Source organism: Rhizobium sp. BK112, from assembly GCF_014193215.1.
GTDB classification, from domain to species: Bacteria; Pseudomonadota; Alphaproteobacteria; order Rhizobiales; family Rhizobiaceae; genus Rhizobium; species Rhizobium anhuiense.
The window spans coordinates 350,456-369,528 of the sequence record NZ_JACHYZ010000002.1; the positions used below are offsets into that span (position 1 = coordinate 350,456).

Genomic DNA, 19,073 nt, shown 5'->3' on the forward strand with positions numbered 1-19,073 from the left:
AGAGGTCGACAGCCGCGCTCCGCTGCTGCCGTCAGCCCTCCGGCAAAGGCACGAATTCCTCTTCGTCGCCGGGCACGATGTCGAAGCGGCCGGAGCGCCATTCCTCCTTGGCCTTTTCGATCCGCTCCTTCGAGGACGACACGAAATTCCACCAGATATACCGTTTCGAATTCAGGCTGGCACCGCCGAAGAGCATCAGATGACAGCCATCGCGGCCGGCTTCCAGCGTGATTGCATCGCCCGGCCGGAAGACCAGCAGCTGGTCGGCGGCAAAACGGTCGCCCGATATGACGACCTCGCCCGAGAGCACGTAGACGGCGCGCTCTTCATGGGCCGCGCCGAAGGGAAATTTGGCGCCGGGCTGCAGGTCGAGATCGACATAGAGCGTGTCGGAGAAAACGCCGACCGGCGACGTCATGCCTTCGAACGAGCCGATGACCACACGCCCGCGCACGCCTGTTGTCTCGATCAGCGGCATCTCGGTCTTTTCCGTATGGGCGAAGGAGGGATCGATCTCCTCCTTGTTGTCGGGCAGCGCCAGCCAGGTCTGCAAGCCCGACATCAGCAGCGGATGGCCGCGCAGATTGTCGGGCGTGCGCTCGGAATGCACGATGCCGCGGCCCGCCGTCATCAGGTTGATATCGCCGGGGCGGATGACCTTTTCGGTGCCGAGGCTGTCGCGATGGCGGATCTCGCCGTCGAAGAGATAGGTGACCGTCGACAGGCCGATATGCGGATGCGGCTTGACGTCGAGCGCCTCATCCGGCTTCAGGATCGCCGGACCCATGCGGTCGAAGAAGATGAACGGCCCGACGAGCCGCCGCTGTCTCGTTGGCAGCGCGCGGCGCACCTGAAACCCGCCGATATCGCTGGTGCGCGGGATGATCAGGTTCTCGATTGCGTCGCAGGCGAAGGCATCGCCGGGCAGGGGATCTTTACCGGGAAAGAAGGACATCAGGGATCTCCGATCGCAAAGGCTTCAGGCACAGATAGTGCCTGGAGCGCCGCACGTCCAATCGGACGCGCTAAGGACGCTCCAGCACCTGAAAGCGCGCCGCGCGTCCAATCCGACGCGCTAAGGACGCTCCAGACGTGAAAGTGCGCCGCGCGTCCAATCGGACGCTGCATGGCTCAGATCGCCGTGAAGCCGTTATCGACGAAGAGATGGGCGCCGTTGACGAAGCTCGACTCGTCGCTGGCGAGATAAAGGGCGGCGCGCGCCACATCCTCCGGCTCGCCGATCCGTCCCTGCTGGGCGGCAATGGCGGCGTCGGAAACATCGACGCCGAGCGCCTGCAGGTCGGCCACCTCGCGCAGGCCGTGCGGCGTGCGGATGAAGCCGGGGCAGACGGCGTTGCAGCGGATGTTGCGATCGCGGAATTCCACGGCGATGGCGCGGGCAAACATATGCACCGCCCCTTTGGTCGTGTCGTAGAGCACTTCCATCGGCGTGGCGGCGACCGCCGAGATCGACGAGGTGCAGACGATCGATCCGCCGCCGCTTTCAATCATCTTCGGCAGCACCGCCTTGGTCATCAGGAACATCGAGCGCACATTGACGGCGTGCAGCCAGTCCCATTCCTCGACGGTCGTTTCCAGGAAAGGTTTGATGACGATCGTGCCGGCATGGTTGAAGAGCACGGTGACGGCGCCATAACGCGCCTCGACAGCGGCGACGGCGGCATTGACGGCGGCTTCGTCGGAAACGTCAGCCGTCCAGCATTCGGCCTCGCCGCCGGCATCACGGATCGCCTTGACGGTCTCGGCGGCGGCATCGCCATTGCGGTCGATGATCGCAACGCGCGCGCCTTCCGCTGCAAAAAGCTTCGAGGCGGCACCGCCCATGCCGGTCGCGCCGCCCGAGATAATGGCGACCTTGCCCTTCAATCTGTCCGACATTTTTCCGTCCCCTCATTGTTTGCAAGGGGATCATAGATCGGTCTGAAGCCGATCGCCAAGCGCCTTAAAGAGAGTTCCGGTACGCCTCAGGCGCCGTCGAGCGGCTCGACGGCCTGCGGCTTGCCGGCGCGGTCGAGCCGGATCTTCTCGATGCGGTTTTCCGCTGCCGAAAGCAGGGTCTCGCAATGTTTCTTCAGCGCTTCGCCGCGCTCATAGATCTCGATGGATTCGTCCAGCGCCACATCGCCGCGTTCCAGCCGGGCGACGATGCTTTCGAGTTCGGCAACCGCCTTTTCGAAGGAAAGGCCCGATACCTCGGGCTTGGCGCTGTCAGTCATTCTCAACCCTTCATCATTCTCAGAATATGCATGCCCGCCGATTCGGCGAGTCCCTCGAGATCATAACCGCCTTCGAGCAGGCTGACGACCCGGTTCTTGGCGTGCCGGTCGGCCAGTTCGAGCACGCGCCCGGTCGCCCAGTCGAAATCCTCGCCGGTCAGGTTGATCTGCGCCAGGGGATCGCGGTGATGCGCGTCGAAGCCGGCGGAGATGATGATCAGATCCGGCCGGAAATCGTCAAGAGCCGGCAGCACGCGCGATTTGAACGCCTCGCGGAAATGATCGCTGCCGACATTCGGCGAAAGCGGCGCATTGACGATGGTGTTGTGCTTGCCCTTCTCATCCTTGGCGCCGGTGCCGGGATAGAGCGGCATCTGATGTGTCGAGCAGAACAGCACCGAGGCATCGTCCCAGAAGATATCCTGCGTGCCGTTGCCATGATGCACGTCCCAGTCGACGATCGCGACGCGCTCGGCGCCATGCATCTTCTGCGCATGCCGGGCGGCGATCGCCGCATTGTTGAAGAAGCAGAAGCCCATCGCCGTCATCTTCTCGGCATGGTGCCCCGGCGGGCGGGCGGCGACGAAGACATTGTCGGCCCGGCCGGTAAAGACGTCGTCGACTGCGGCCATCGCCCCGCCGATGCCGGTCAGCGCCGCCTGCAGGCTCTTTGGGCTGGCATAAGTATCGGCTTCGATCTGGTTGATCTCATCCTCTTCCTCGGGGATCTCCCGCATCACGGCGATCAGATGTTCTTCGGGATGGGCCAGCAGCACCGCATCATGGCTCGCCTGCGGCGCCTGCCGGCGCTCCAGCCGCTCGAAATTCGGATGTTCCAGCGCGACATTGATGGCGCGGATCCTGTCCGATCGCTCCGGATGGCCGGCGGGGGTCACGTGTTCCAGGAAGATCGGGTGTTCATATAGACGGGTGCTCATGGAGACACTCTATCGGTCGCTTATGTCATGTGCCACAGCAGATGGGGCATCGCCCGACGATTTCAACAAGCACCGTTGCCGCGCCGTCCGACCGTCCGCTGTATCATTGCGGCATTGCGGCGGTTACCTCGGAGGCGCTGTAACACTTTGAACTGTTGTATAATTTCATCCCTAAACCGGTTTCAGTTTAAGGAATTATGCAGTACTGTCGTCAACGGGGAATTTTGTAAGGCAGTTGCGTTGATGAGTCAGTCGAAACGTCCTGATGTGACGGACATACGCGTGCCGTTTCGCGATGTCGATATGAACGGCCGAATGTTTCTGGCCTCCTATATTTCCTATGCCGAATCCGTACTTGCAAGCTTCTGGTCGTCGCGGCCCGATGTCGATGACGAACCGGTCTATAGCCCCAGCAAGGTTTCCTGCATGCTCCACCGCCCACTGCACTACGACGAGCCGGTCACCTTCACCACCACCGTCGACAAGATCGGCATGCATTCCATCGGCTTCCTCGTTTCGATCGACACCGGGGAGGAGCGTGCCGCCGAGGTCGAGATTATCTGGCAGGCCCGCACCCGCGAGGACCAGTCGCCGGCCTCGCTGCCGGAGGAAACGCGCGACTGGCTTTATCGGTTTTTGGATTAGGGTGCCGTGCGGACGGCGGGATACGCTTCCGTTTTCAAGCTGGAGTCCAATCACCTGGCCGCCATGCTTGCGACCAGATCGCTGAACCTCTCTCCCTGAATGCCGACATGCGTCCGCAGCAGGCGGCGGGCTTCGTCGCCGTCTCCGGCAAAGATCGCCTCGACGATGGCGCAATGTTCGGAGAAGGAGGTCGACAGGCGGTTGCGCACGCGCAGCTGGAGGCGGCGATAGGGCCGCAGGCGGCGGTGCAATTGCAGGCATTGCTCCTCGAGGAATTCGCTGCGGCCGGCTGCGTAGATGGCCTTATGAAATTCCTCATTGTCGTAATAATAGGCATCGCTGTCGCCGGCGGCGGCCGATTGTTCGCAGCGGCTGTGGGTGGCGGTGATCGCTTCCCGGGAGGCCTTGTCCAGCCGTCGGGCGGCGAGCGACCCGGCCAGGCCCTCCAGCTCGGCCATCACCTCGAACATTTCATAGACGCGGTGTGGCCCCGGATCGATGACGATGGCGCCTCTGCGCGGTCGGATTTCGATGAGGCCGATCGCATCGAGCTGCATCAGCGCTTCCCGCACCGGCGTGCGGGAAACCCCGAAACGCGTGGCAAGCACCATTTCGTCGAGCCGCTCACCGGGGGAGAACTCGTTGGAAAGAATGGAGTTTTCAATTTCATCCCGAAGCCATCGGCCGACATTTTCGGACATTCGTCTCACTTCCATCATACATAAACACGATTCTTGTATACACGATTGTTGACCTCGTGTACGAAGAGTGGCATTCTACATACTACCGGTGAAACCCGACGATGGGAAGCAGCCGTCAAAACGATCCGTGCACCCGCGGCCGGCAGAAGAAACCAGCGGAAGAGAGGAGAATGGCATGTCTGAGGCTTCCTTCTTCACCGACATGCTGCAGAGCATCACCGATCGCGGACGCCAGCTTCTGTTTTCCGGCGCGCGCGCCACGCAGGCCGCAGCCAAGGCCGATCTCCAGACGCTCTGTGAAATGCTGCTGTCGAGCCGGGGCGAAGCCTCGGGCATGGCGCTAGCCGCCGAGATTCTCGATCGCTGGGAGGCGCTCGACAGTGAGGGCGCGCAAGCATTTCTCGATATGCTGCATGAAAAGTTCGGGCCCGACACGGTGAGGCTCGACCAGGCGATTGAAAACTACCGCACCGACAAAAGCTCTGCCGCAATCATTGCCCTCCACCAGGCAGCCGAGCCGCGTCGACAGGAGCTTCTGCGCCGATTGAACCATGCCCCGAACGGCACGGCCAAGCTCGTCCGGATGCGCCAGCAGCTGCTTGCTTCCAAAGACCAATCCGAAGGTTATCACGCGCTTGACGCCGACTTCACCCATCTGTTCGGCTCCTGGTTCAATCGCGGTTTCCTGACGCTGCGTCCGATCGACTGGACGACGCCGGCTTACATCCTTGAAAAGATCATCAAATACGAGGCCGTGCACGAGATCGCCGGCTGGGAGGAACTGCGCCGCCGTCTGGCGCCGGCCGACCGTCGATGCTTTGCCTTCTTCCACCCCCGGCTGGCCGACGAGCCGCTGGTGTTCGTCGAGGTGGCGCTGACACGATCGGTGCCGAGCGCGATCGGCGATGTGCTCGTCGAGGGCAGGGAACAGATCAATGCCGACGAGGCGACGACGGCCGTCTTCTATTCGATCTCCAACTGCCAGGACGGCCTGCGCGGCATCTCGTTCGGCAACTTCCTGATCAAGCAGGTCGTGGAAGACCTGCGCAGAGATCTGCCCGGCCTGAAGAATTTCGTAACACTGTCGCCGGTGCCGGGTTTTGCCCGTTGGCTCGCCAAGGCGCGCCCGGAAACGCTGACGGCGCTCGACGACCCGAAATGGCCGGACAACGAGAAGACGGCGGCCGAAGTGGAGCGCGTGCTGCTGCCGCTTGCGGCGCGCTATTTCCTGACCGAACGGACGCCGGAGGGCCGCCCCGTCGATCCCGTCGCCCGCTTCCATCTCGGCAACGGCGCTCGACTGGAAAGACTGAATTTTCTCGGAGACCGCTCGGCCAAGGCGATGCAGCAGGCCCACGGCCTGATGGTCAACTATCTCTACAAGCTCGACGACATCGTGGCCAACCACGAGGCCTTAGCGCAGCGCGGCGAAGTGATTGCCTCGCCTGCCGTCAAAAGCCTGCTCAGCCAGACCGACGAAAGCCGCCGCAGCGGCAATGGCCAGCAAGGCTCCCGGCCATTCGCACAGATAATGAACACCACGCTTGGAGGAGGGCGAAAGTGAGCAACCATCTTTTCGACGCCATGCGGGCGGCTGCGCCCGGTGACGCACCGTTCATCCGGATCGATGACACCCGCACATGGACCTATGATGACGCCTTCGCTCTTTCCGGCCGGCTTGCCGGCGCGATGGATACGCTCGGCATTCGCCCGGGCGACCGGGTGGCGGTGCAAGTCGAAAAAAGCGCCGAGGCATTGATCCTCTATCTCGCCTGCCTTCGAACCGGCGCGGTCTACCTGCCGCTCAACACCGCCTATACGCTGGCCGAGCTCGATTACTTCATTGGCGATGCGGAGCCGCGTCTGGTGGTCGTGGCGCCGGCTGCCCGGGAAGGCGTGGCGGCGATCGCCAAGTCCCACGGCGCGATCGTCGAAACGCTCGATGCCGATGGCCGCGGCTCGTTGCTGGATCTCGCCCGCGATGAGCCGGCCGACTTTGTCGATGCCTCACGCACTGCTGACGATCTGGCGGCGATCCTCTACACTTCGGGAACGACGGGCCGTTCCAAGGGGGCGATGCTCACCCATGGGAACCTGCTCTCGAACGCCCTGACCTTGCGGGACTATTGGCGCGTCACATCAGACGACCGGCTGATCCACGCCTTGCCGATCTTCCACACCCATGGGCTGTTCGTCGCCACGAACGTCACGCTGCTCGCCGGCGCCTCGATGTTCCTGCTGTCGAAATTCGACGCCGACGAGGTCGTTTCGCTGATGCCGGAGGCAACGATGCTGATGGGCGTGCCGACCTTTTACGTGCGCCTCCTGCAGAGCCCGCGCCTCGACAAGCAGGCGGTCGCCAACATCCGCCTGTTCATCTCCGGTTCGGCGCCACTGCTTGCCGAAACCCATACCGAGTTCCAGGCCCGCACCGGTCACGCCATTCTCGAGCGCTACGGCATGACCGAAACCAACATGAACACGTCGAACCCCTATGAGGGGAAACGCATTGCCGGAACGGTCGGCTTCCCGCTGCCTGACGTGACGGTGCGCGTCACCGATCCCGCCACCGGGCTCGAGCTGCCGCCTGATGAAACCGGCATGATCGAGATCAAGGGGCCGAATGTCTTCAAGGGCTATTGGCGTATGCCGGAAAAGACCGCGGCCGAATTCACCGCCGACGGTTTCTTCATCAGCGGCGATCTCGGCAAGATCGACCGGGACGGCTATATCCACATCGTCGGCCGCGGCAAGGACCTGGTGATTTCGGGCGGATACAACATCTACCCGAAGGAGGTCGAGGGTGAGATCGACCAGATCGAGGGTGTGGTCGAGAGCGCTGTCATCGGCGTGCCGCATCCCGATTTCGGAGAAGGTGTCACTGCCGTCGTCGTGTGCAAGCCCGGCGCCGTGCTCGATGAAACGACCATCGTCAGCGCCCTTCAGGACCGTCTCGCCCGCTACAAACAACCCAAGCGCATCATCTTCGCCGAGGACCTGCCGCGCAACACGATGGGCAAGGTTCAGAAGAACATCCTGCGGCAGCAATACGCCGATCTTTATACAAGGACCTAGAGCAATTCCAGGAAAAGTGTGAAGCGGTTTTCCGCCGGGAATTGCGTAAAAACAAAGACTTAGAGCGGTTCTGCGTTTCCATGAAAAGCTGAACCGCTCTAAGGCGGCCGCGCCCTCTGGGAGGAGGGTGCGCCGGCATCCCGCATCGATCTTGAACACAACAGCTACGGCGCTGGAGGCGTCGGAGGGAGGGGAATCATGGGTATTGAATTACTGGCCATAGGCCTGCTGGTCGCCATGTTCATCATTGCGACGATCCAGCCGATCAACATGGGTGCGCTCGCCTTTGCCGGCGCCTTCGTGCTCGGCTCGATGATCCTCGGCATGAAAACCAACGATATATTTGCCGGTTTTCCGAGCGATCTGTTCCTGACGCTCGTCGCCGTCACCTACCTCTTCGCCATAGCGCAGATCAACGGCACGATCGACTGGCTCGTCGAATGCGCCGTTCGCCTGGTGCGCGGGCGGATCGGCTTGATTCCCTGGGTGATGTTCCTGGTTGCCGCCGTCATTACCGGTTTCGGGGCTCTTGGGCCGGCTGCGGTCGCCATTCTCGCACCCGTCGCCTTGAGCTTTGCCGTGCAGTACCGCATTCACCCGGTCATGATGGGCCTGATGGTGATCCATGGCGCGCAGGCGGGCGGCTTTTCGCCGATCAGCATCTATGGCGGCATCACCAATCAGATTGTCGCCAAGGCCGGCCTGCCTTTCGCGCCGACCTCGTTGTTTCTCTCCAGCTTCTTCTTCAACCTGGCGATCGCGGTGCTGGTCTTCTTCATTTTCGGCGGCGCAAAGGTGATGAAGCAGGACGCCGCATCGCTTGGCCCCTTGCCCGAACTCCATCCCGAGGGCGTGTCGGCGTCGATCAGAGGTCACGGCGGCACGCCGGCAAAACCGATCAGGGAACATGCCTATGGGACGGCGGCCGATACCGCGACGACGCTGCTCCTCAACAATGAGAGAATTACCACCTTGATCGGCCTGACGGCGCTCGGCATCGGCGCCCTGGTCTTCAAGTTCAACGTCGGCCTCGTCGCCATGACCGTGGCGGTCGCCCTGGCGCTGTTGTCGCCGAAGACCCAGAAGGCGGCGATCGACAAGGTCAGCTGGTCGACCGTGCTGCTGATTGCCGGCATCATCACCTATGTCGGCGTAATGGAGAAGGCCGGAACGGTCGATTACGTGGCGAACGGCATATCCAGCCTCGGCATGCCGCTGCTGGTGGCGCTGCTGCTTTGCTTTACCGGTGCTATCGTCTCGGCCTTCGCCTCCTCGACCGCGCTGCTCGGCGCGATCATCCCGCTCGCCGTTCCCTTCCTCCTGCAAGGGCATGTCAGCGCCATCGGCGTGGTCGCGGCGATCGCCATCTCGACGACGATCGTCGATACCAGCCCATTCTCCACCAACGGCGCCCTTGTCGTCGCCAATGCGCCGGACGACCGGCGCGAGCAGGTGCTGCGGCAGTTGCTGATCTACAGCGCGCTGATCGCCATCATCGGCCCGATCGTCGCCTGGCTGGTGTTCGTCGTGCCCGGGCTGGTGTGACGGCGCATGTCGGCAGACGCGCTTGCCGGCCTGACGGTCGCCCACTCCTCAGGCTTGATCACCGTGTCAGACGATGAGTATGGCGCGGATATCGTTGACATTGGTCAGGGTCGGCCCGGTTTTGACGAGATCGCCGATCTCGTCGAAGAAGGAATAGCTGTCGTGCGAAGCGAGATGGGCCCGGGCATCGAGTCCCTTCTTGAGGCCGCGCTCCAACGTGTCGGGAGTGACCACTGCACCCGCCGCATCTTCGGTGCCGTCGATGCCGTCGGTATCGCCGGCAATCGCCCATATTCCGGCATGTCCCTTGAGGGCCACCGCAAGTCCGAGGAGGAATTCGGTGTTGCGGCCACCGCGGCCCGCGGCTTCGCGGCCGATCGACACCGTCCCTTCGCCGCCCGACAAAAGAACGGCAGGTCCGCGAACGGGAAGCCCCTTGATCTTTGCCGATAGGGCGATGCCCGCCATGACAGTGCCGAGCTCGCGCGCCTCTCCCTCGATGGCATCGCCGAGGACAAGTGGTTGCAGGCCTGCGCTGGCGGCCGCTTTCGCTGCGCTCTCCAGGGCGAGCGAAGGGGCGGCGATGATGCGGACATCGCTCTCGAGATCGGCGGGCTTCGGTGTCTCGTCACCGCTGTCGAGGACGGCGCGTGCCGTATCGGGCAGGACGATCCTGTAGCGGGATAGGATGCCGCGAACCTCGTCGATCGTGCTTTGATCGGCGATCGTCGGGCCGGATGCGATGGATGCGGGATCATCGCCCGGCACATCGGAGATAACAAGGGTAACGACTTTCGCGGGCCGGGCGGCCAGGCCGAGACGGCCTCCCTTGATCCGCGAGAGGTGTTTGCGAACGGCGTTCATCTCGGAGATCGTCGCGCCGCTCGCAAGAAGCGCACGATTGACGCTCTGCTTGTCCGCCAAAGTCATGCCGCCCGCCGGAGCGACCAGAAGCGCCGACCCGCCGCCCGAGATGAGAGCAATCACCAGATCGTCCGGTGTCAATCCGCGAACGGCCTGCAAAAGGTCGGCAGCCGCCGTTTGGCTCATCGCATCCGGAACGGGGTGCGATGCCTCGATGATGCGGATACGACCGGCAGGCACCGCGTGACCATAGCGTGTGACGACGACGCCGGAGACATCGACATCGGGCCAGGCGCTGTCGAGAGCGGCGGCCATGGCCGCCGACGCTTTTCCGGCGCCGACGACGATGCATCGGCCCTTTGGCTTGTCCGGGAGGTTCTTAAGAATCGCCCGCTGCGGATTGGCGCTTTCGACTGCCGCGCCAAAGATCTGATGCAGCACTGCCCGTGCTTTCCGATCGGTCCAGACCATCGGTGGATCGTTCAGACGTTCGATGCGTGGATCGCATCGACGACCGCGTCGGTGACTTCCTTGGTGTTGGCCGTCCCCCCGACATCAGGCGTCAATATGCCTGCCCCCGTCACCCGTTCGACGGCCCGCATCAGGCGTGCGGATGCATCTGTTTCACCGAGATGGTCGAGCATCTGCGCTGCTGTCCAGAAGGTCGCCACCGGGTTTGCGATGCCCTTGCCGGTGATGTCGAAAGCAGAACCATGGATCGGCTCGAACATCGACGGGAAGCGGCGTTCCGGATCGATGTTGGCGGTCGGCGCGACGCCGAGGCTGCCCGCGAGCGCGCCGGCGAGGTCCGAGAGGATATCGGCATGGAGATTGGTGGCGACGATGGTGTCGAGGCTCCTGGGATTGAGGGTCATCCGCACGGTCATGGCGTCGACGAGCATCTTGTCCCAGGTGACATCGGGGAATTCCGTGGCCACTTCGGCCGCGATTTCATCCCACATCACCATGCCGTGCCGCTGGGCATTGGACTTGGTGACCACGGTCAGGAACTTGCGCGGCCGGGACTGGGCGAGCTTGAAGGCATAGCGCATGATGCGGGTGACGCCGACACGGGTGAAGATGGCGACCTCAGTGCCGACCTCTTCCGGCAGCCCCCTGTGGGCACGGCCGCCATGGCCGGAATATTCGCCTTCGGAGTTTTCGCGGACGATAACCCAGTCCAGATCGCCCGGGCCGCAATTGCGCAGCGGCGGCGTGATCCCGGGCAAAATCTTCGTCGGGCGAACATTCGCATATTGGTCGAAGCCCTGGCAGATCGGCAGCCGCAAACCCCAGAGCGTGATGTGGTCGGGAACATCCGGCGCGCCGACGGCGCCGAAATAGATGGCGTCGAACTTCTTCAGCTGCTTCAGGCCATCGGCCGGCATCATGACGCCGTGCTTTTTGTAGTAGTCGGATCCCCAGTCGAAATTCTCGACGTTGAACTTGATCCCGCCTTCGCGCTTCTCGATGGCAGCCAGGACGCGTGTGCCGGCCGCGATGACTTCAGGACCGATACCGTCGGCGGGGATGGTGGCGATTGCATATTCACGCATGGGTATTCTCCGATCGTGTCAGGGGTGATCAGTGTTGACTGGCGGCGCGGGTATCAGCCGCCTTGGGGCCGGACCGCGCCAGGACGAGTGTGAGGATTGCCGAGATCACCAGGAGCCCGGCGACGAAATAGAGGCCACCGGCGAAACTCCCGGTCGTGTCCTTGATCCATCCGATCATCGACGGACCGACGAAGCCGCCGAGATTGCCGATGGAGTTGATGGTGGCGATGCCGGCCGCCGCAGCCGGGCCGGACAGGAACAGGGTCGGCATGCTCCAGAGCGGCGGCTTCGAGCAGCTGATGCCGATGTTGACGAGGGTGAGAGCGATCAGGACCGTGTATACGCTGGTCGCACCGGTTGCGAAGGCCAGTCCTGCGGCCGCCAGCAGGCAGGCTCCAACCACGTGCCATGTCCGTTCGCCCGTCCTGTCGGAATGACGCGCCCAAAGAACCATGGCGACCACGGCGAAAATGCCGGGAACGGCATTGATGAAGCCGACCTCGAACGCCGACAGTCCGAACTGTTTGATGATCTGCGGAGCCCAGATGCCCAAGGTGTAAAGCCCGGCGGAGGTGCCGAAATAAACCAGGGCGAGGGCAAAGACGCGGATGTCGGCCAGTCCCGCCAGGATGCTGTGGCTGGCCTGGCTTTTGCCCGCCTGTTCGGCATTCATTGTTTTGACGAGCCAGCTGCGCTCTTCATCCGTCAGCCATTTCGCCTTTTCCGGGCGATCGGTGAGATAGAAGAGGACGATGACACCCAGGATGATGGCTGGGGCTGCTTCGATCAGGAACATCCACTGCCAGCCGGCAAGGCCGAGAAGACCGTGCATTTCCATCAGCGCACCGGAGACCGGCGACCCCAGGACCGTGGAGAGCGGTGCTGCGGCCATGAAGATCGCGGTCACCGCGGCGCGGCGGCGGGCCGGGAACCAGAAGCTGAGATAGAGGATGATGCCGGGGAAAAAGCCCGCTTCGGCGACGCCGAGAAGAAAGCGCAGGATGTAGAAGCTGGTGGTCCCCTGCACGAACGCCATGAGGCCGGAGACGATCCCCCAGCTGATCATCACCCGAGCGATCCAGATGCGGGCGCCGACCTTGTTGAGAATGAGGTTCGAGGGAACTTCGAAGAGGAAATAACCGACGAAGAAGATGCCCGCGCCGATGCCGAAGACGGTGGACGAGAAGCCGAGGTCCTGATTCATCGTCAGGGCGGCAAAGCCGATATTCACGCGGTCGAGGAACGCGATGAAATACAGCAGCATGATGAACGGTACGATGCGGAATGTGATTTTGCGCAAGACACGCGTTTCCAAGTCGTGAGTCACGACGGTCTCCTCCCGGAATGGATGATAACAGAGCGCACCTCCTGCGCTTGTGAACATCTATGACCACCGCCGGCTTGATCCTCAAGCGACACAAGAATATATAAAAATTTGATATAATCGAATTCCGGAGCAGACGTTCGTGGACCTGAACCAGCTTCGATGTTTCGTGTCGGTGGCCGATGAGCTTCATTTCGGGCGGGCCGCTCAAAAGCTCGGCCTCCTGCCGGCGGCGCTGTCGCGGCACATACGCCTGCTTGAGGAATCCCTTGGGACGCGGCTGATGGCGCGAACGACGCGCAGCGTATCGCTGACGGAAGACGGCCTCGTCCTCCTGGAAGGCGCGCGGGAGATCCTGGCCAAGACCGAAGCTCTTCAGCAACGGTTCCACACGTCCCGCCAGGCAAGAGCGGATGTTCTGCGGATCGGGGCGATCGACAGCGCGGCAGCAGGGCTCGTACCGATGTTGCTGCACGATTTCCGGCAGCAGTGCCCCGAGGTCTCGACGCAGTTGTTGGAAGACAAGACAATCAGGCTGATCCCCAAACTCCTGTCGGGCTCATTGGATTTGGCATTCATCCGCGCCCCCGATATCGTCGACCCCAAGCTGAAGACGATGTTTCTTTTCCATGAGACCGCGGTCGTCGCCATGTCCGAGAACCATCGGCTGGCGTCGAGAGCCAGCGTGAGAATCGAAGACCTCGCCGACGAACCGTTGATCGTCCCGGAGCGTCGGTCGCGCCCGCATAGCCACGACCTGACGATGAAGCTGTTCATCGAGGCGGGACTGCAGGCACGGGTGGCCCAGCTTGCGGAAGAAAAGCAGACGATCGTCAACCTCGTGGCCGCGCAGATCGGGCTGGCGATCGTACCCCAATGGACATCCCGGCTCGCCGTCAGCGGCGTCCGTTACATCGCTCTGGACATGGAGGGGAGGGCTGCCATGAACAAGCTTCCCCTCTCGGTCGCGTGGTTGAAGGGCGTCCGCGATCCCGGACGAGACCGCATTCTGACCATGCTTCAAGACAAGCTTGCCCATTATGCCGAGCTTGCCTGACACTCGAGATTGCCGCTGCGTCACAATGACGGCGGGCACCACCGCGCACGCTTGTTCGAAACGGCTCTCGATGATAAGAAAATCGCATGGACAACACCCTGATCAGCACTTTCGTGATGATGATGCTGCGCTCATAGCGTGGCGGGTTTCGTGCGTCCATAATGCACCCGTGACCGCCCTCGAGGCGGTCTTTTCATGGGTCGATCCGTCTCGCGGGGCAAACAGCCTTTCGAAAGGAAACGCCGATGAACAAGATCTACATCACCACCTCGATCCCCTATGTGAACGCCGCGCCGCATGTCGGCTTCGCCCTCGAACTCGTCCAGGCCGATGCCTATGCCCGCCATTTCCGGCTTCTCGGCCACGACATCAGGTTCCAGTGCGGGACCGACGACAACAGCCTGAAGAACGTCCGGTCGGCGGAAGCCGCGGGGCTGCCGGTGAAGGACTTCGTCAATGCCAATGCCGACAGGTTCGAGCGCCTTGGCGGACTGCTCGATATCTCCAACGAGGAATTCGTCCGCACCTCCCGCGATCCCAGGCATACCGCCTGCGTTCACGCCCTGTGGAGGGCATGCGCTTGTAATGGCGACCTCTATCGCAAGGCATATGAAGGCCTCTATTGCGTCGGTTGCGAGCAATTCTACGAGCCGTCCGAACTCGATGACGGGCGCTGCCCGGAACACGGCATTGCCCTTGAGACCATCCGTGAGGAGAACTGGTTCTTCCGTCTCTCCCGATATGGCGACCGGCTGCTTGAACTCGTCGAGACCGGCGAACTTCGGATCGTTCCGGCCCACCGGCGCAACGAGGTCCTTGCCCTGCTGCGGCGGGGCCTGAGCGATATCAGCGTGTCGCGCAGCGCCGAGCGGGCGCGCGGCTGGGGCGTTCCCGTCCCCGATGGGGATGAGGTCGTCTACGTCTGGTTCGATGCCTTGGCGAACTACCTCACAGGTCTCAGCCACGGGTCCGATCCAACCCTCCTGCCGCACTATTGGAACGGCGGCCAACGCATCCACATCGTCGGCAAGGGCATCTCCAAGTTCCATGCCATCTACTGGCCGGCCATCCTGCTCTCCGCAGGCCTGCCACCGCCATCGTCGATCCTGGTGCACGGCTACGTCACGGTGGACGGCCGGAAGATCGGCAAGTCAGCCGGGAACGGGATCGATCCGGAAGGCATCATCCAATCTTACGAAACACCGGACGCACTGCGATATTATCTGCTCCGGCATATACGCTCCGGAGATGATGGCGACTTCTCGGGCGAGCGTCTTGAAGCCGCCTGGTCGGGAGAGTTGGCAGGGCAACTCGGCAATCTCGCCAACCGGGTGCTTGCGCTGCTGTCCACCTCGTTCAACGGCATCGTGCCGCCCGTGCCGGACAATGACTTCGTCGAGGCGGCGGCCCGCCTTCCGGCGAAGGTGGCTCAGGCCTTCGATGCCTACGAACTCCATGTCGGCCTCGCGGATATTTTCGAATTTGTCGGCGAGGCGAACAGGCGGTTCACACAACGCGCACCATGGGCGGATGCCAAAACGCTGCTTGACGATCTCGCGCCGGAGGACCGGAAGGCGACCGCCGCGCGTCTCGGCGCTTGCCTGGCCGAACAGGTCCACGGCCTTGCGATCGTGGCCCGCTGCCTCCTGCCGTTCTTGCCAAGCTCGGCCGCAAAGCTGCATTCCAGGCTGAGGATACCGGCTCCGCGCCTCTACCGGGACCCTTTGATCGTGGCTGGGATCAAAGCCGCTCCGCAGGCCGTGCTCTTTCCCCGCAGAGCGACGGCTTGAAGGGGAACCAGTCTAGGGATTCTCTGCGCTGCAATTTAGGCAGCGCGGAGTTCGAGCCTGCTAGGAGGAGGCAACGCGGAAAACGCATGACCGGAGATTCCGGTGGTTTTCGCTCGGGTCTTCCCGGCTCGGACACTTGTTCTTGATGACCGATGATACGCTTGCTATGATTCACTTCTGGGGGCCCCTCCAAACCTGCTGCCGGGTTGAAGGGCAGATTTTCCATTGAAGGCGACCGTGTCCATAAAGGTCGAAGTGTAATCGGCAGACTTCGACCAAGACAACGGATCGTCTGATGTTACACGCCACAATTAAGTTTGCTCCCTCCAATATAGCTGCACTGAAAAAGGCACTGAGAAAACAGTACGCGAATGTCAGATCATCGCATGCCGATGAAGCACTGGCTGCCTCGTTTGGGTTCAGATCATACGCAGCAATGCTCAGCGTTTTACATCAAGTCAGTGGCTCGGCTCGGTTGATGATTCAATTGGACGCTGCTCTGCTCCTGGTTCGCCTTGAGCAACTGGGATATAACGGGATCCCTCTACAAGCCTTGCGGCGGCTGACTTGGGAAGTGCCATACCCTGACCGCTGGCAAGACGACGAATTGCAACAGTCTCTCAAGGGCCGCTTCGCACCAATTGCAGCGAATTCGGAATGAAGAACAGATTCCTTCCGCGCCGCGTCCCCATGCCTGGCGTGGAGACCCATTGCTGAGGTCTGCCATGCGCCGCCGTAAGAGGCGTAGCACGACTATGACGCGGGCGGCCGAACGAGAGCCCATCACGCCCGCCCTTGATGCAGCCGGCGACTTCCTCTGCTCACGGAGCAAATAGCTCTCTTTTTTGACGTGATCCTGAATGTCATGAAAGTTTCATATTCAGGCTATTTCCAGGAGTGGGAAAGTAATCTACTATTTTAGTCAGGAAACGAGATTTCCTGAAACAACGAAAGGATACTGATTGGAGACATTTCTTGTGGCTACCGGAATCGTTGGAGGCTTCGCACTGATCTTTGCGCTGATCGCAAGGGCAGAAAGAACCACCCAGACCACCGCAAACACCAAGCGCAGGTGGGGCAATTCGGAAGGCTCCGGCGACGGAGGGGGAGGCTGGTTCGACGCCTCAGGCGACGGCGGCTGTGATGGCGGGGGAGATGGTGGAGGAGGAGACTAAATCAAACTGAAATCGATAGAATGCCCGACCGCCTCAAGGCGGTTTTTTGTTGCCCGGATTCCGGGCTGGGCCGAGATGGCGACCGGCTTCTGTGCCAGGCGCGCACCGACAGCAACGAATAGCCGCACACGCCTGCCGGTTATGTGGCCCTATCGATCCAACGGCATCACAAAGGTGAAACGCGTCTCGTTATCATCGGAACTTACCATGATCGTCCCGCCATGGGCGCGGGCGATTTCCGAGGCGATGTGCAGACCGAGCCCCAATCCTCTTTGACTTGTCCCGGCTTCGCCTTTGAAGAAAGGTTGAAAGAGCCCTGTCATCGCATCGCTGGAAATCGGGGCGCCGCCATTGGCGATCCAAAGCTCCAGCCTTTGCTCGTCAGTTGCCGCAGAAAACCGCACCGGTTCATCCGGCGTTCCATGGGTCAGGGCATTTCCCAGAAGATTGGAGACCAGCTGACCGATCCGGCCGCTGTCGCAATTTATCGGTCCGTCGAATTCGATGCTTACCTCGATTGCGCGGTCGGGATGGCTGGAGCGGAGTTCATCGATGACCTGCCGCAAGATCGGCTCGAGATCCTCCACTTGCCTCTTGAGCGTGATGCCGCCGCCCAATTGTCCGCGCGCGAAGTCGAGCACGTTGTCGATCAGGCCGGACATGCGGATGACGCTGCCCTGCATCAAATCGAGAATTTTCGTGGCGCGATCGGTCTGCTCTTCCTTTCGCAGCATGCGCGCCGCGGCCGCGATCGAGGCAAGCGGGTTGCGCAGGTCATGGCCGAGGATGGCGATGAACTGTTCCCGCAGCTCGGCGGTTTCCTGTTCGAGCTCGAGCTGGGATTTGACCATGGCACTGGCCGCGTCCGCGGCGGCGCGCGCGTCGACCAGTTCCCGTTCATACCGGCGACGCTCGGCGGCCTGAAACATCGTCACACGGGTGAAAAGCAAGGCGCCGTCTTCGGCACGCCGTTCCATTGCATTGGCGAGCACGGGCAGCTTTCTGCCATCTGATGTCACAAGATCGAGGGCAACCTCGTTGAAAAACCCCTGCATGCGCAGCAAGGGCGCAAAATGGGTTTCGTAGAATATCCGGCCCGGCATGTTGAGCAGATCATGGAGCCGTTTGCCGAGAAGCTGATCGACAGGGATGCCGATCCAGGCCGAAAGCGTCCGGTTCACCTTGACGATGCGCCCGTCCGGCTGCAGCGAAAGATAGCCGCAGGGTGCGTTTTCGTAGAGGTCCTCGAGGTCCTCGGTCGGCGGGGAGCCTTGCGTGCCGGCGCCGGTCATCAGACGAACCGCCGGATTGCCGATATGACCTCGCCGGGAGCGCTGAGGTTGGGGCAGTGGCCACTGGCGTTCAGCACGACCAATTGACTATCGGGGATCTGTTGATGGACGAATTCGCCGATCTCTTCGGAGGCGATGATATCGTCGCGGCATTGAAGGATCAGCGTTCTGGCGGTGACGCGCTGGAGGTCGCTGCGATTGTCCGACGTGAAGGTCACCCGTGCGAAGGCCTTGGCGATCTCGGGATCGGTGCGGCAGAAACTGTTTGTCAGCTCTTCGGCGAGTTCCGGTCGATCCGGATTGCCCATGATGACAGGCGCCATGGCGGCAGACCAGCCCATGTGATTGTCGTCCAACGACTGCAGGAGGTCGTCTATATCAGCCGCGCTGAAACCGCCGATATAGTCACCGTCGTTGATATAGCGCGGCGACGGCCCGACAAGGACCAGGCTTTCAAACAGGTCCGGCGCCTCAAGCGAGGCGATGACGCCGATCATCGCGCTGACGGAGTGCCCGACGAAGACCGTTTGCGTCAGGCCGAGCGCGCGGCAAATTTCCACGAGGTCATCGGCATAACCGGATAGGGAAGAATATTTTCCGGCATCATAAGCCGCAAGATCGGATCGTCCCGCGCCGACGTGATCGAACAGCACCGTCTTGAAGTCACCTTCGAAAGCCGGCGCCACGAAGCGCCACATGTTCTGGTCGCATCCGAATCCATGCGAAAAGATCATCGCACGCTGGTCTTCGCCGCGGACTTGAACATGATTTCGATCGATGACGGTCATTTCGTCCTCTTCCCTGCTTTCGTAGCATGTTCGGGCTGTTTTGGATTGAGGAAAGATTATCCAGCCGCCAGCCGTTTGCTGCACAG

The 19,073-nt window shown here is 61.8% G+C and carries 18 protein-coding genes; 8 read left to right on the forward strand and 10 right to left on the reverse strand.

What is annotated here, in order from left to right:
* Positions 1-31: 31 nt before the first annotated feature.
* The 4 genes from FHT75_RS06855 to FHT75_RS06870 all read right to left on the reverse strand — a co-directional run bounded on the left by FHT75_RS06855 (position 32) and on the right by FHT75_RS06870 (position 3,175).
* Entirely contained in the window at positions 32-955 is a 924-nt protein-coding gene (locus tag FHT75_RS06855; protein ID WP_183844716.1) for a pirin family protein, read from the reverse strand.
* Positions 956-1,131: 176 nt separating this feature from the next.
* Positions 1,132-1,899 (reverse strand): SDR family NAD(P)-dependent oxidoreductase, encoded by a 768-nt coding sequence (locus FHT75_RS06860; protein ID WP_063476449.1) that lies wholly within the window; start codon positions 1,897-1,899, stop codon positions 1,132-1,134.
* Positions 1,900-1,985: 86 nt separating this feature from the next.
* The gene (locus FHT75_RS06865) at positions 1,986-2,237 is read right to left on the reverse strand and encodes an exodeoxyribonuclease VII small subunit (protein WP_047613900.1); all 252 of its coding nucleotides are present in this window, start codon (positions 2,235-2,237) and stop codon (positions 1,986-1,988) included.
* A gap of 2 nt (positions 2,238-2,239) precedes the next feature.
* Positions 2,240-3,175, reverse strand: coding sequence for a histone deacetylase family protein (locus tag FHT75_RS06870; protein ID WP_063476450.1), 936 nt, complete (start codon positions 3,173-3,175; stop codon positions 2,240-2,242).
* A 243-nt stretch (positions 3,176-3,418) separates the two neighbouring features.
* Here FHT75_RS06870 and FHT75_RS06875 point away from each other — a divergent pair, with 243 nt between their 5' ends.
* A complete protein-coding gene (locus FHT75_RS06875; RefSeq protein ID WP_047615391.1) occupies positions 3,419-3,820 on the forward strand; it encodes an acyl-CoA thioesterase in 402 nt (133 codons plus the stop codon).
* 50 nt (positions 3,821-3,870) lie between these two features.
* Here FHT75_RS06875 and FHT75_RS06880 read toward each other — a convergent pair whose 3' ends face one another.
* A complete protein-coding gene (locus FHT75_RS06880; protein ID WP_047614433.1) occupies positions 3,871-4,521 on the reverse strand; it encodes a GntR family transcriptional regulator in 651 nt (216 codons plus the stop codon).
* 175 nt (positions 4,522-4,696) lie between these two features.
* On the opposite strand from FHT75_RS06880, the gene FHT75_RS06885 reads away from it, so the two are divergent.
* The 3 genes from FHT75_RS06885 (at position 4,697) to FHT75_RS06895 (ending at position 9,141) form a co-directional block, all read left to right on the forward strand.
* Positions 4,697-6,085 (forward strand): malonyl-CoA decarboxylase, encoded by a 1,389-nt coding sequence (locus FHT75_RS06885; protein ID WP_132574129.1) that lies wholly within the window; start codon positions 4,697-4,699, stop codon positions 6,083-6,085.
* Positions 6,082-7,596, forward strand: a complete 1,515-nt coding sequence (locus tag FHT75_RS06890) for a malonate--CoA ligase (RefSeq protein WP_183844715.1) — start codon at positions 6,082-6,084, stop codon at positions 7,594-7,596. Before FHT75_RS06885 ends, FHT75_RS06890 begins: the two co-directional genes overlap by 4 nt.
* Positions 7,597-7,794: 198 nt before the next feature.
* The gene (locus FHT75_RS06895; RefSeq protein ID WP_183844714.1) at positions 7,795-9,141 is read left to right on the forward strand and encodes an SLC13 family permease; all 1,347 of its coding nucleotides are present in this window, start codon (positions 7,795-7,797) and stop codon (positions 9,139-9,141) included.
* Positions 9,142-9,207: 66 nt separating this feature from the next.
* Here the strand turns inward: FHT75_RS06895 and FHT75_RS06900 are convergent, their stop codons facing one another.
* From FHT75_RS06900 to FHT75_RS06910, 3 genes are read right to left on the reverse strand one after another with little or no spacing between them, the layout of a single operon-like run.
* Positions 9,208-10,476 (reverse strand): glycerate kinase, encoded by a 1,269-nt coding sequence (locus FHT75_RS06900; protein WP_063476454.1) that lies wholly within the window; start codon positions 10,474-10,476, stop codon positions 9,208-9,210.
* 11 nt (positions 10,477-10,487) lie between these two features.
* Positions 10,488-11,561: a tartrate dehydrogenase gene (locus FHT75_RS06905; protein WP_047613913.1), complete on the reverse strand. Its 1,074-nt coding sequence runs from the start codon at positions 11,559-11,561 to the stop codon at positions 10,488-10,490.
* Positions 11,562-11,589: 28 nt separating this feature from the next.
* Positions 11,590-12,888 (reverse strand): MFS transporter, encoded by a 1,299-nt coding sequence (locus tag FHT75_RS06910; RefSeq protein ID WP_047615556.1) that lies wholly within the window; start codon positions 12,886-12,888, stop codon positions 11,590-11,592.
* A 139-nt stretch (positions 12,889-13,027) separates the two neighbouring features.
* Here FHT75_RS06910 and FHT75_RS06915 point away from each other — a divergent pair, with 139 nt between their 5' ends.
* From FHT75_RS06915 to FHT75_RS06930, 4 genes are all read left to right on the forward strand, one after another.
* Positions 13,028-13,942 carry a LysR family transcriptional regulator gene (locus FHT75_RS06915; RefSeq protein WP_097622945.1) on the forward strand — a complete coding sequence of 305 codons (915 nt, stop codon included), beginning with the start codon at positions 13,028-13,030 and terminating at the stop codon, positions 13,940-13,942.
* 245 nt (positions 13,943-14,187) lie between these two features.
* Positions 14,188-15,732 (forward strand): methionine--tRNA ligase, encoded by a 1,545-nt coding sequence (locus tag FHT75_RS06920; protein ID WP_097622944.1) that lies wholly within the window; start codon positions 14,188-14,190, stop codon positions 15,730-15,732.
* A 295-nt stretch (positions 15,733-16,027) separates the two neighbouring features.
* Positions 16,028-16,393: a hypothetical protein gene (locus FHT75_RS06925; RefSeq protein WP_097595263.1), complete on the forward strand. Its 366-nt coding sequence runs from the start codon at positions 16,028-16,030 to the stop codon at positions 16,391-16,393.
* A gap of 316 nt (positions 16,394-16,709) precedes the next feature.
* Positions 16,710-16,907 (forward strand): hypothetical protein, encoded by a 198-nt coding sequence (locus FHT75_RS06930; protein ID WP_132574118.1) that lies wholly within the window; start codon positions 16,710-16,712, stop codon positions 16,905-16,907.
* A 149-nt stretch (positions 16,908-17,056) separates the two neighbouring features.
* On the opposite strand, the gene FHT75_RS06935 is transcribed toward FHT75_RS06930, so the two are convergent.
* A complete protein-coding gene (locus FHT75_RS06935) occupies positions 17,057-18,199 on the reverse strand; it encodes a PAS domain-containing sensor histidine kinase (protein ID WP_097622943.1) in 1,143 nt (380 codons plus the stop codon).
* Complete coding sequence (locus FHT75_RS06940) at positions 18,199-18,987, reverse strand: alpha/beta fold hydrolase (RefSeq protein ID WP_028757524.1); 789 nt, start codon at positions 18,985-18,987, stop codon at positions 18,199-18,201. Before FHT75_RS06940 ends, FHT75_RS06935 begins: the two co-directional genes overlap by 1 nt.
* Between the last annotated feature and the right edge of the window lie 86 nt (positions 18,988-19,073).